Annotated in this window: 9 protein-coding genes; 3 read left to right on the plus strand and 6 right to left on the minus strand. The window is 73.6% G+C overall.

From position 1 onward, the window contains the following. Positions 1-55: 55 nt before the first annotated feature. Together K1Y72_RS04610 and metG are read right to left on the minus strand one after the other, a co-directional pair. Positions 56-883, minus strand: a complete 828-nt coding sequence (locus K1Y72_RS04610; protein ID WP_220163492.1) for a TatD family hydrolase — start codon at positions 881-883, stop codon at positions 56-58. Next, positions 880-2,679: a methionine--tRNA ligase gene (gene metG / locus K1Y72_RS04615; RefSeq protein ID WP_220163493.1), complete on the minus strand. Its 1,800-nt coding sequence runs from the start codon at positions 2,677-2,679 to the stop codon at positions 880-882. The genes K1Y72_RS04610 and metG overlap by 4 nt, the downstream gene beginning before the upstream one ends. A 434-nt stretch (positions 2,680-3,113) precedes the next feature. Between metG and K1Y72_RS04620 the strand changes: the two genes are divergently transcribed. Then, entirely contained in the window at positions 3,114-4,721 is a 1,608-nt protein-coding gene (locus tag K1Y72_RS04620) for a glycosyltransferase family 39 protein (protein ID WP_308286899.1), read from the plus strand. Here the strand turns inward: K1Y72_RS04620 and K1Y72_RS04625 are convergent. The 3 genes from K1Y72_RS04625 to K1Y72_RS04635 are packed head-to-tail and all read right to left on the minus strand — an operon-like array spanning position 4,692 to position 8,765. After that, on the minus strand, positions 4,692-6,155 hold the full coding sequence (locus K1Y72_RS04625) for a hypothetical protein (RefSeq protein WP_220163494.1): 1,464 nt from the start codon (positions 6,153-6,155) through the stop codon (positions 4,692-4,694). The two genes, K1Y72_RS04620 and K1Y72_RS04625, sit on opposite strands and share 30 nt — an antisense overlap. Then, positions 6,152-7,483 (minus strand): glycosyltransferase 87 family protein, encoded by a 1,332-nt coding sequence (locus K1Y72_RS04630; RefSeq protein WP_220163495.1) that lies wholly within the window; start codon positions 7,481-7,483, stop codon positions 6,152-6,154. Before K1Y72_RS04630 ends, K1Y72_RS04625 begins: the two co-directional genes overlap by 4 nt. Before the next feature lie 7 nt (positions 7,484-7,490). After that, complete coding sequence (locus K1Y72_RS04635; protein ID WP_220163496.1) at positions 7,491-8,765, minus strand: glycosyltransferase family 2 protein; 1,275 nt, start codon at positions 8,763-8,765, stop codon at positions 7,491-7,493. A 233-nt stretch (positions 8,766-8,998) separates the two neighbouring features. Between K1Y72_RS04635 and K1Y72_RS04640 the strand changes: the two genes are divergently transcribed. Both K1Y72_RS04640 and K1Y72_RS04645 read left to right on the plus strand, forming a co-directional pair. Continuing rightward, positions 8,999-10,537 carry a hypothetical protein gene (locus K1Y72_RS04640; RefSeq protein ID WP_220163498.1) on the plus strand — a complete coding sequence of 513 codons (1,539 nt, stop codon included), beginning with the start codon at positions 8,999-9,001 and terminating at the stop codon, positions 10,535-10,537. 157 nt (positions 10,538-10,694) lie between these two features. Then, positions 10,695-12,245 (plus strand): glycosyltransferase family protein, encoded by a 1,551-nt coding sequence (locus K1Y72_RS04645; protein WP_220163500.1) that lies wholly within the window; start codon positions 10,695-10,697, stop codon positions 12,243-12,245. 15 nt (positions 12,246-12,260) lie between these two features. Here K1Y72_RS04645 and K1Y72_RS04650 read toward each other — a convergent pair whose 3' ends face one another. Further along, a complete protein-coding gene (locus K1Y72_RS04650) occupies positions 12,261-12,566 on the minus strand; it encodes a hypothetical protein (RefSeq protein ID WP_220163501.1) in 306 nt (101 codons plus the stop codon). Between the last annotated feature and the right edge of the window lie 122 nt (positions 12,567-12,688).

The following is a 12,688-nucleotide window of genomic DNA, read 5'->3' on the forward strand; positions in this document are numbered from 1 at the left end:
CGCGCCGGAAGGTGAGGGCGCCCTTCCCTCCGGCCCGGACGTCAGGAGCGGTCCGTCACCAGGGGCCGAAGACGCGCTCCCCGGTCGCCGCGATCGCCGCGCAGAGCTCGGCCACCTCGACGCCCTTCACCTCGGCCATGAACCGGACGGTGTGCGGGATCAGGTAGGAGGCGTTCGGCTTGCCCCGGTTCGGGACCGGGGTGAGGAACGGCGCGTCGGTCTCCACCAGCAGCAGGTCCAGCGGCGCGACCCGCAGCGCCTCGCGCAGCGGCTCGGCGTTCTTGAACGTCACGTTCCCCGCGAAGCTCATCACGTAGCCCGCGTCCGCGCAGGTCCGCGCCATCTCGGCGTCGCCGGAGAAGCAGTGGAACACCACCGTGTCCGGGGCGCCCTCCTCGGCCAGCAGGCGCAGCACGTCGTCGTGCGCGTCCCGGTCGTGGATCACCAGGGCCTTGCCGGTGCGCTTGGCGATGGCGATGTGCGCGCGGAACGAGCGGTGCTGGTCGTCCTTGGGCGCCCAGTCGCGGTAGTAGTCCAGGCCCGTCTCGCCGATCGCCCGGACCTCCGGCCGCTCGGCGAGCGCCGCGATGTCGGCGAGGACGTCCTCGGTGATCCCCGTCGTGTCGTTCGGGTGGATCGCCACGCCCGCGTACACGTCGTCGAACGCCGCGGCGGTGTCGGCGCAGAGCCGCGACGTCGGCAGGTCCACGCCGATCGTGACGACCCGCGCGATGCCGGCGGCCTTCGCCGCGGCGAGCTGCTCGGCGACCGGCAGCTCCACCAGGTCCAGGTGGCAGTGGCTGTCGAAGACCTCCACCGGCAGCGGCTCGGGCGCCGCCGCGAACGCCTGCGGCGCCCGGCTGCCGGTGTTCTCGCCGCTCACTCCCCGCCGCCGAGGCGGGCGAGCTCCTCGTCGACGACCGAGGAGTCCAGCTTGGTGAACAGCGGCGTCGGCTTGGCGAGCGGCACGCCCGGCCGGATCGGCACCGACTCCCAGCGGGCCGCCGCGCTCGCGTAGTCGCCGGTGATGACGCTGTAGTCGGGGCCGCCCTCCTCCGACACCGTCTCGATGCGCGGCATCCCCGACCAGACGCCCTCGCCGCCGAGCAGCTCGTACACCTTCTGCGAGGAGTTCGGCAGGAACGGCGTGAGCAGCGTCTTGGCGTCGTCGACGACCTGCAGCGCCACGTGCAGGATCGACTCCACCCGCGCCGGGTCGTCCTTCAGCTTCCAGGGCGCCTGGTCCGACAGGTAGCGGTTGGCGTCCCGGACGACCTCCAGGGCCTCGGTGATGCCGTTCTTGAACCGCGACCGCTCCAGCTCGCCGCCGACCGTCGCGAACGCGCCGCGGCTGCGCTCCAGCAGCGCCCGGTCGGCGTCGGTGAGGTCGCCCGCCGCCGGGATCGCCCCGACGTTCTTGGCGGCCAGGTTCACCGACCGGTTCACCAGGTTGCCCCACGCCGCGACGAGCTCGTCGTTGTTGCGGCGCACGAACTCCGACCAGGTGAAGTCGGTGTCCTGGTTCTCCGGGCCGGCGACCGCGATGTAGTAGCGCAGCGCGTCGACGTCGTAGCGCTCCAGGAAGTCCTTGACGTAGATGACGACCTGCCGCGAGGAGGAGAACTTGCGGCCCTCCATCGTCAGGAACTCCGACGACACGACCTCGGTCGGCAGGTTCAGCGCGCCGAGCGAGCCCGGCTTCCCGCCCCGGTCGCCCTGGCCGCCGTAGCCGAGCAGGATCGCCGGCCAGATCTCGGCGTGGAAGACGATGTTGTCCTTGCCCATGAAGTAGTACGACAGCGCCTCGGGGTCCTGCCACCAGGCCCGCCACGCCTCGGGGTCGCCGGTGCGGCGCGCCCACTCCACCGACGCCGAGAAGTAGCCGATGACGGCGTCGAACCAGACGTAGAGCTTCTTGGCGGGGTTGTCGCGCCAGCCCTCCAGCGGGATCGGCACGCCCCAGTCCAGGTCGCGGCTGATCGCCCGCGGCTGCAGGTCGTCCAGCAGGTTCAGCGCGAACTTCAGCACGTTCGGCCGCCACTGGCCCTGCTTGCCCTTCAGGTACCGGCCGAGGACGTCGGTGAACGCCGGCAGGTCCAGCATGAAGTGCTCGGTCTCGGTGAACACCGGCGTCTCGCCGTTGATGCGGCTCACCGGGTCGATGAGGTCGATCGGGTCGAGCTGGTTGCCGCAGTTGTCGCACTGGTCGCCGCGCGCGCCGTCGTACCCGCAGATCGGGCAGGTGCCCTCGATGTAGCGGTCGGGCAGGGTGCGGCCGGTGGACGGCGAGATCGCGCCCATCGTCGTCTTCGGGAAGACGTACCCGTTCTCGTACAGGCCCTTGAAGACCTCCTGCACCACCGCGTAGTGGTTGCGGGTGGTGGTGCGGGTGAACAGGTCGTAGGACATCCCGAGGCCGCGCAGGTCCTCGGCGATCACGCCGTTGTAGCGGTCGGCGAGCTCGCGGGCGGTGACGCCCTCCTTGTCGGCCTGCACCTGGATCGGGGTGCCGTGCTCGTCGGTGCCGCTCACCATCAGCACCTGGTTGCCCGCCATCCGCTGGTAGCGGCTGAACATGTCGCTGGGCAGCGCGAAACCGGAGACGTGCCCGATGTGGCGGGGCCCGTTGGCGTACGGCCAGGCGGGCGCGGTGAGGATGTGGCGGCTGGGCGAGGACATGTGTCCAGGGTAGAGGTCCGGGCCGCGCCGCACGTACGCATATCGGCGCCGCCGGCGGGCCCGGCCCGCGCGCCGGGCCGCCGCCGCGCCCGCCGCCTCCGGCACGGAATTGGTACGGTGGCCGTTCCCGGGCGCGCCGGTCGCGGCGCCGCCCGCCCTTCTCCCGCCTCCCCCCTGCGGATACCGGCGCCCGCCGCGCGGCGTCGGCGGTCCCGCCCTTTCCGGACGGGTTCCCCGACGCCCCGGAAAAGGCGTCCGGGAAAACGCGCCGCCAATGGCGCGACAAAAATTGAGGAAGAACTCATAAAGCCAGGTGAGCACGGGCGGCCAGGGGTGATGAATGCAGCCGTCCACCCGGACGGGAGCGTACAAAACGGAACAGTGACCCGTTATCCTGTCGAGGTTTCACCGACCGTCGAAGTCGAGGGCGAGCAGTGACCAGCATCACACCCCGTACGTCCGACGCGCCACGCCGCCCGCCGCGGGACGGGCGGGCGTCCCCCCGGTGGGCCGCCCCGGCGTGGCTGCCGTCATGGGTGCCGCGCCGCCGCGTCCTCTGGCTGTCGCTGCTGGTCGCCGCCGCGAGCCTGGCGGTGCTGTGGGCGATCCTGCCGCCGCCGCTGTACGCCGACCCGTACTACGTCTTCACCGCCGGGCACCTCTGGCCGCACATCGACCTGGACAAGGAGCCGTTCCTCGACGTGCCCCACCAGGTCACCCGCATGGGCCTGGTGCTGCCGGTCAAGCTCGCCCAGCTCCTGCTCGGCGACGGGCAGGCCGCCTACACCGCGGTCGCCGCGGCGAGCGGCTGCCTGTTCTTCGTCGGCTGCTACCTGGCGGTCCGCTCGCTGTTCGGCGACGCGGTCGGGCTCACCGCGACCGCGCTGCTGCTCGTCCACCCCTTCTTCGTCTCGGTCAGCCCCTACGGCCACGACGTGACCTGGTCGACCGGCGCGGTCCTGCCGGACATGCCCGGCGCCGGCCTGTTCGCCCTCGGCGTCGCCGGCCTCGTCGTCGCCGCCCGCCGCACCGGGCGCCGCCAGCTCTGGCTGCTCGCCGCCGCCGGGCTCTGCTTCGGGTCGGCGTTCCTGGCCCGCGAGTTCCTGGCGTTCATGTACATCGCGATCCCGTTCATGATGCTGCTGCTGCGCATCCCGCTCCGCCGCATCGTCGTGGTCGCCGGCCCCATGCTCGGCACCCTCGCCGTCAACCTGCTGCACAACCTGGCCGTCTTCGGCGACCCGCTGATCGAGCTGCGGTCGGCCGCCGAGCACGGCGGCGCCCCCTCCGAGCCGGTCACCCGCGCCCTCGCGCTCGGCTCGTTCTTCCGCGCCATGCTCGACTGGAGCCCGCTCGGCGCGCTGTTCATCGCCGCGCTCGCCCTCAACATCGTCGGCTGGGCGCTCACCCGCGACCGGCGCCTCGCCCTCACCCTGGTCTGGTTCGCCGCGCTCTGGGCGCCGCTCACCCTGCTGTCGGGCCTGCTCGACCCGCACGACATCTCGCTGCGCGGCTGGCTCGCCCGCTACTGGTTCGCGGTGCTGCCCGCCCTCGCCGCCGGCGGCCTCGGCTCGGCCGTCCTGCTCGCCCGCGCCTACGGCGCCCCGCTCGCCCGCCGCCTCGGCGACCGCCGCCGCCCCGCCGTCGCCGCCCTCCTCGCCGTCCTCGCCGCCGCCTACTTCGTGCCCGCCGCCAGGACGGTCGCCGAGCAGCCCCGCGACGACGCCTGGAGCGAGCTGCGCGGCTGGCTGGACGGCAACACCCGCGTCACCGACATCTGGGCGGACGAGCGGCTCGGCCAGACCATGTCGTTCTACGTCCGCTCCCCCACCGGCGCCCGGACCTGGGACGGCACCCTGCACACCTTCCCGCAGACCTCGCCCGCCCTGCCCGCCGGCGCCGCCGACGGCCCGCTGCTCTACACCCACTGGCGCGGCCAGGAACCGCAGAGCTCCGACGGCGTCGACCCGACGATCACGCCCGGCTGGCGGCTGCTGTGGCGGTCCTCGGACTCAGTCCTGCAGCTCTGGCAGCGCTCCTGACGGCCCCGGCGGCTCCACCGGCCGCCCGTCCCCGGCCGCGAGCGGGCGGCGGGCGAACGCCAGCGCGGCGGCCATCCCGGCGACCGGCAGCACCGGCATGACGTACCGGTGGTCGAAGTCCAGCACCACCACCGGCAGCACCAGCAGCGCCACCGCCATCCCCCACGGCAGCAGCACCGCGAGGCGCGCGCCGGGGCCCCGGCCGCGCCGCACGACCCCGTAGGCGCCGAGCAGCAGCACCGCGCCGAGCGCCGGGCCCGGCAGGTGCAGCCCGTACGCCACCAGCAGCCCGCTCCACGGCCCCACCGGGCGCGTGTCGCGGACCGACGGGTCGTAGGCGCGCATCGTCTCGTGCGCCGTCGGCTCGTTCGACAGCGGCTCGACGTCGTCGGTGAAGTAGTACACCGGCGGCAGCCGCTTCGGGTGCGCCTTCGCCGGGTAGGCGAACGTCAGCGACAGGTCGGCGAGCACGTCGTGCAGGTAGTCGAGCGGCTGCGCCCTGATCGCGCGGAGCGCGAACGAGCGGGCGAGCGCGTCGTTGGCGGCCCGCCCCGGCGGCCGGGTGATCTCGCCGATCCAGAAGTACTCCGACGCCGCGTCCGCGGTGATCCGCGGATCGGGGCAGAGCCGCGCCTCCGCCGGCGGCGGCTTGATCTTCGCGCAGTCCGCGAACGTCCGCGTCCGCGCCCACAGCGCCGACCCGTCGCCGCCCGCGAGCTTGTACTGCCCGTACTCGGCGTGGTACCAGAACGCGTACGGCACCACCGGGACGGCCGCCACCGCCACCAGGGCGACGAGCTGCCGCCGGCCCGCCCGCTTCAGCAGCAGCCAGACGAGGACGAGGCCGAGCAGCGGCAGCGCCGTCGTCCGCACCAGCGCCGACAGCGCCAGCAGCAGCCCCGCGAGCGCCGCCGCCCGCACCGACACCCGCGGCGACCACAGCAGCGCGCACACCGCCGCCGTCACCAGCAGCATGAACGGCGTGTCCGACAGGACGGCGTGCTCCAGGTGCAGCAGCTCCACGTCGAACCACGCCGGGACCATCGCGACCGCCGCGAGCCACCCCGCGACGCCGCGGCGCCGCAGCGTCGCGTAGCCGAGCAGGCCCGCCGCCAGCCCCATCAGGTGCTGCAACGCGACGATCAGGGCGATGCTGTGGAAGGGCCGCAGCAGCCAGAGGAGCATCCCGTAGCCGCCCGGATGCAGTTCCTGGGCGGGCTTCGGGTCGAGCGCGAACCGCAGGTACTCGTAGGAGTCGTACCAGTACACCTCGCCGGGGCGCCGCGCCAGCATCGCCAGGACCCGGAGCGCGACCGCGAGGACGAGCAGCACCGCCGCCACCCGGTGGCGGCGCACGAGCGCCCACGCCCGGCGCGCCCGGCCCGGCGGCTCCGCGCCGCGGACGCGTCCCGCCGCCGCCAGCGCGCCGGTCACCGCGCCGCGCCCGCCAGCGCGGGCTCGCCCCGCCCCTCGTCCGGGCCGCCGGCGGCGGGCGGCGACCAGACGCGCCGCGCCCACGGCAGCGCCGCCACGATCGCCGCGATCACCAGCAGGCTGCTCATGTAGTAGTAGGGCGCGACGGCGGCCCAGTTGCGGGTCATCGTCATCACCAGGTAGCCGAACCCGGCGTACAGGCCGATCGCGACCGTCATCAGGCCGGTGCGGCGGGCCGGGCGCGCCATCGCGAACGGCGCCGCCCACTCCAGGTACTGCACGCCGTGCGACGCCGTCACCACCTGGAACGCCGACGCGCTCACCATCGCCAGGTCGACCGGGTGCGCGCGCCGCCACCACCACACCGCCGCCGCGATCGCGGCGAGGGTGAGCAGCGACCCGGCGCTGCCGAGCGCGACCGTCAGCGGGTCGTGCAGCAGCCGGTCGGCCGGCACGGGATGCGCCCACAGCACCACCGACGTCCACCCGAACGTGCCGACGACCGGGTGGTAGCCGATCATGACGCCGGCGACCTCGGGCAGCTTGGCGACGGGCGTGCCGACGGTCAGCGGCATCGTGACGAACAGCAGCGCGAGGACCGCGCCCATCGCCGCGACGAGCCGCGCCCGGTACGCCCACGTCGGCAGTGCGATCAGCAGTGCGGGCAGGAACAGCGCCGGCCAGGTCTTCACCGAGATCGCCAGCGCGATCAGCACCCCGGCGGCCAGGACGCGGCGGCCGGTGAGCGCGGGCACGGGTGCTCCCGGCTCCTCGTCGCCGAACCGGCCGCGCAGCACCAGCACGAACGCGCCGAGCGCGAACAGCAGGCAGAGCGGCTCCATCTGGCCGTGCACCGCCGACACCAGCACCGTCAGCGGGTTGGCGGCGTACAGGAAGCGGGCGGTCGGGCGGAACCGCGCCGACGCCAGCAGCCCGACCAGCACGATCACGCCGAGGTCGAACAGGATCGGCCCGATCCGGCTGACGACCATCCACGGGACGCCGAGATGGCGCTCGGCGAACACGTTCGTCGCCAGGTACAGCGCGTAGGTCGGCAGGTAGTTCCAGCCGGTCTGCGGCGCGTTCAGGATGGGGTCGCGGTGCTCCAGCGCGTTCACGCCCGCGCGGTGGAAGTCGATGTGCAGGTCGTAGGGCTTGAAGTCGCCCGCCACGACCAGCAGCAGGACCCGCAGCGCGAGCGCGACCGCCAGCGTCGCCTTGAGGGAGGGCCGCCACCCGCGCCGCCAGCCGGCGATCATGAGGGCGGCGCAGGCGGCGAACGCCACGAGGCGCAGCGCCACCTCCCCCGGGTCGATCAGGTGGGGCATCGGCGGGTCAGTCCCGGCCGCCCAGCCCGGCCGCGTCCGCCGCCGGCTCGGCGGCCGGGGCGGCGGGTGCGGCGGGACGGGCGTGCAGCGCGTCCTGCACGGTCGACTCGTCGGCGGCGCCCGGCTCGGTCGCCGGGTGCGAGGCGCGGCGGATGTTCAGGATCGACAGGAAGAACGTGCCGAGCAGCGCCTGGAAGCTCATCATCAGCGCCGTCGCCGACGGCACCACCAGGCGCAGCGACTCGCGCGGGTCGAGCTCGCCGAAGCTGCGCAGCTTCCAGTGCGCCACCGAGGCGACCAGGCCGGCGAGGCCCGCGACGGCGAGCACGCCGCTGATGATCAGGCCGCGCTCCAGCGACCAGCTGCGCAGGAAGCTGCGCATCCGGTCGGTCGGCGGCAGGAAGCCCTCGGCGACGCCGTAGGACTTGGTGAACAGCGCGAACAGCACCGCCTGGAAGCCGATGACCATCATCGCCGACGCGCCGACGAGGGTGTCGACGTCGAAGGCGATCTCGCCGACGGTGACCGGGCCGGTGGACAGCGCGATCCCGGCGGCGAGGCCGAGCGCCATCAGCAGCAGGCCCGGGATGAGGAACAGCCAGCGCGGGCTGTAGAGCATGAGGAAGCGCAGGTGGCGCCAGCCGTCCCGCCAGGTGTTGAGGTGCGGGGGCCGCGACCGGCCGTCCACCGCCAGCGTCGTCGGGACCTCGGTCACCTTGTAGCCGAAGGTGGTGAACTTGACCACCAGCTCGCTGGCGAACTCCATGCCGCTGGACTGCAGCCCGAGCGACAGCGCCACGTCGCGGCGGAAGCCGCGCAGGCCGCAGTGGAAGTCGCCGATGCGGCTCTTGAAGAACAGCCGGCCGACGAACGACAGCACCGGGTTGCCGAGGTAGCGGTGCAGCGGCGGCATGGCGCCCTTGGCGATGCCGCCCTTGAACCGGTTGCCCATGACCAGGTCGGCGCCCGCGCGCAGCTCCTCGACGAAGGGCAGCAGCGAGGTGAAGTCGTAGCTGTCGTCGGCGTCGCCCATGATGACGTACTCGCCGCGGGCGGCGCGGATGCCGCCGAGCAGCGCGTTGCCGTAGCCCTTGCTGGTGACGTGCACGACCCGGGCGCCGGCGGCCTCGGCGAGCGCCTGGCTGCCGTCGGTGCTGCCGTTGTCGGCGACCAGGACCTCACCGTCGATCCCGTGCTCGGCGAGGCAGGCGACGGCCTTGCGGACGCATGTCTCGACCGTCTCCGCCTCGTTGAGACACGGCATCACTACAGTAAGTTCCATGTCGACTCCTTGCCGTCCCCTTGGATACGGGATCTGGGGATTTCGACTAATCTCGCTTCTGCTCTTGCAGGGTTCAGAGGCTACCGGTAGCCGCCGCCCGAGCCGCGAGACATCGGCGAAATGCGGAGACCGGCACGATTTCCACGCCGCGGCGTCCCGCGGTCCGTAGGGCGCGAACGGCATGCTGAGGACCGATGATACGGGCTCAGCCGACCTTGGGAGGTAGTGGCGCGTTGTCGAACGCCACCGAGGCCGGCGCGCGGCGCGCCCTGACCTGGGCGTCCGCGCTGCGGAGGCGGCGCGGTCCCGGATCGCCGCCGCCCCGGGCCCGGATCGACCGGACGCTCCGCCGCGCCGCCCGCCACTGGCCCTTCCTCGCCCTGCTCACCGCGGGCCTGCTGCTGCGGGTCGCGGCGATGCTCGGCTACCGGTCGGCGATGTGGTTCAACGACGGCTTCCAGTACGTGCAGAGCGCCATCGACGCCGAGCCGCACATCGTCCGCCCGAACGGCTACGCGTTCCTGCTCCAGGCGCTGGAGCCGTTCCACTCGCTGGCGCTGGTCGTCGCGCTCCAGCACCTGATGGGCCTCGGCACCGCCGTCCTGATCTACGCGCTGCTGAAGCGCCGCCTGCGCTGCCCCCGGTGGCTCGCCACCCTCGCCGCCGCCCCCGTGCTCCTCGACGCGTACCAGGTCGAGCTGGAGCACATGGTCCTGTCGGACACCCTGTTCACCTTCCTGATCACCGTGCTCGTCACGGCCGTCCTCTGGTGGCGGACGGTGACGCCGGCGCGCGCGGCCGCGATCGGGCTGCTGCTCGCCGCCGCCGTGCTGACCCGCTCGATCGGCATGGCGCTGCTCATGGTGGTGCTCGTCTACCTGGTGATCCGGCGCATCCGCTGGACGTCGCTCGGGGTCGCGCTCGTCGCGTGCGCGCTGCCGCTCGCCGGCTACGCGACCTGGTTCCACGCCGCCCACGGCAAGTTCGCGCTCAGCAACAGCAGCGGCCCGTTCCTGTACGCGCGGGTGATGAAGTTCGCCGACTGCCACAAGATGGACGTGCCGGTCGAGGAGATGCCGCTCTGCACCGAGGTCGCGCCGCGCGAGCGGCCGTCCTCGCAGTTCTACGTGTGGGGCGACGAGTCGCCGCTGTTCCGGGTGCCCGGCGACATGTTCAGCAACGACAAGAGCGCCCTGGCGGGCCGCTTCGCCAAGCGGGCGATCGTCGCCCAGCCCGGCGACTACCTGAGCGCCGTCGGCTACGACGTGGCGCGCGTCTTCTTCTGGAAGCGCACCGTCTACCCCGACGCCTTCACCTACAACCTGTACCAGTTCAGGGCCACGACGGAGCCGGTGCCGCAGTGGGCCGAGCCCTACGTCACGGCCTACGAGCACGGCTCCGGCGACACCCGCGTCGTCGAGCCCTACGCCCGGTTCCTGCGTTTCTACCAGGCGCATTTCTACCTGCGCGGCACGATGGTCGGTATCCTTCTGCTCCTGGCGGTGGCGGGGGTCGCCCGCCGCCGCGACTGGCTCGGGCCGGTGCTGCTGCCCTTCGGGGTGGTGGCGGGCCTGCTCGTGACGCCCGCGGCGACCGCCGAGTTCGACTACCGCTACGTCGTGCCGGCCGTCCCGATGGCCTGCCTGGCGGCGGCGCTCGCCTGGCGGCCGGGCCGGCCGGGCACCGCCCGCGCCCGCCCGGCGCCGCGCGAGGACGCGCGGCCGGCCGGACCCGCCGTCCGCGACACCGAGTCGGCGGCCGGACCCGCCTGACCCGACCGACCCGCCGGACCCGGCAGCACCGCCGGACCCGCCTGACCCGACCACCCGGGCGAACCGCCCGGCCGATCCGCCCGTCTGATCGACGGGGACCGAACCCCGCCCGACCCGTCCCGCGGCCGCCGGCCGGCGACACCCAGGAGACCGACGCATGGCAGCATCGTTCGCCGTCCGGGCGACCGCCGCACGGGCGACCGCCGTCCGGGCGACCGCCGGGTGGCGCGCGCACCGGCCGTTCCTCGCCCTCATCACCGCCGCCGTGCTGCTGCGCCTGATCGCGATGGCCGGCTACACGCCCGCGATGTGGTTCACCGACAGCTTCAACTACGTGCAGGTCGCGCTCTGGCCGACGCCCGACATGATGCGCCCGGACGGCTACCCGTTCCTGCTGCTGCTGCTCCGGCCCTTCCACAGCTTCGCGCTCGTGGTGTTCGTGCAGCACCTCATGGGCCTCGGCGCCGGCGCCATGATCTACCTGCTGCTGCGGCGCCGGTTCGGGCTGCCCGGCTGGGGCGCCTCGCTCGCCGCCGCCCCGGTGCTGCTGGACGCCTACCAGATCCAGCTCGAACAGCTGATCATGTCCGACACGCTGTTCATGTTCCTGCTGGTGTCGGCGGTCACCCTGCTGCTCTGGCACGGCCGGCCGGGCAAGCGGGTCGCGGCCGCCGCCGGGCTGCTCGTCGGCCTCGTCTGGCTGACCCGCTCGGTCGGCATGCCGGTGCTGTTCGGCGTCCTGTTCTTCCTGATCGTCCGCCGGACGCCCTGGCGGACGGTCGCGGTCCTCGCGGTGGCGTGCCTGGTCCCGGTCGTCGCCTACATGGGCTGGTACAAGGTCGAGAACGGCCGGTTCACCGTCGTGGAGAGCGGCTCGCTGATGCTGTACTCGCGGGTCTCCAAGTTCGCCGACTGCCACAAGATGGACGTGCCGGTCGAGGAGATGCCGCTCTGCGTCGAGCCCGCCAACCGGATGCGGTTCTCCCAGGACTCCCTCTGGCAGCGGGCCTCCCCGCTGAACCGCTACTCCGGCTCCCGGTTCGGCCGCGAGAAGATCGAGGTCGCCGGGCCGTTCGCGCGCCGCGCCATCCTCGCCCAGCCCGGCGACTACCTGAAGGTCGTCGGCACGGACTTCCTGCGCTCGTTCACCTGGAACCGGCCGGTCTTCCCCGACCGCGCCACCTACGACCGGTACCGGTTCCGCGCCACCTCCGAGGACCTCGGCGAGTGGCCGTCGCCGAGCGGCGGCACCGCCACCGACGACGCCGAGCGCTACGAGCACGGCCCGATCCGCACCCGCGTCAACGAGCCGTTCGCCGGGATCATGCGCGGCTACCAGTCGGTCGCGTACCTGCCCGGGACGCTGCTCGGCGTCCTGCTCCTGGTCGGCCTCGGCGTCGTCGCGTCCACCTGGCGCCGCTGGGGCCGCCGCGCCGAGAAGGCGCGCGAGCGGCACGGGACGCTCGCGGCGCTGCTGCCGTGGGCGCTCGGCACCGGGCTGCTGCTCGCGCCCGCCGCCACCGCCGAGTTCGACTACCGCTACATCCTGCCGACGGTGCCGCTCGCCTGCATCGCGGCCGCGCTCGCGTTCACGCCGGAGGCGCGCGCGGGCCTCGCCCGGCGGTTCCGCCGCCGCGCGGCGGCCCCCGCTGAGCCCGCAGCCCAGCCCGCGACGGCGCCCGCGGAGAGCGTCGACGGGCCGGCGTAGGCGCCCCCGGACCGCCTACCAGGCGTGCAGGCGGCGGAGCCGGAACAGCATCTCCAGCCCGCTGTCGCGCCGCGCCTCCGGTGCGGTGGCCCGCCTGCGCCACGGGGCCGAGAACGCCTTGACGTTCTGGCTGCCGCAGGCGGCGCAGGTGTGGTCGTCGCACCAGGGGACGGTGCAGCGGTGGCCGGCGTGCTCGTAGACCACGCCCTCGCCCCCGTGCCCGTCGGCGGTGTGCCGGACCTCGAACTCCTCGTCCCAGCTCGCCGCGCAGCACAGGCACTCGTAGACCCAGACCTCGTGGCTCGACCATGCGTCCCGCATGACCCCCACCCCCTCGGGTGACCGCCTCGCGCGCCCCGGTCCCCCCGTGGGGCCGGCGCGCCGGCATCTCCGAGTATGCCCCCGGAACGGGCGCGCGGAACGCCGTCCTGGACCGTTCCGCG

The organism is Actinomadura parmotrematis (assembly GCF_019458805.1).
Taxonomy (GTDB): Bacteria; Actinomycetota; Actinomycetes; order Streptosporangiales; family Streptosporangiaceae; genus Spirillospora; species Spirillospora parmotrematis.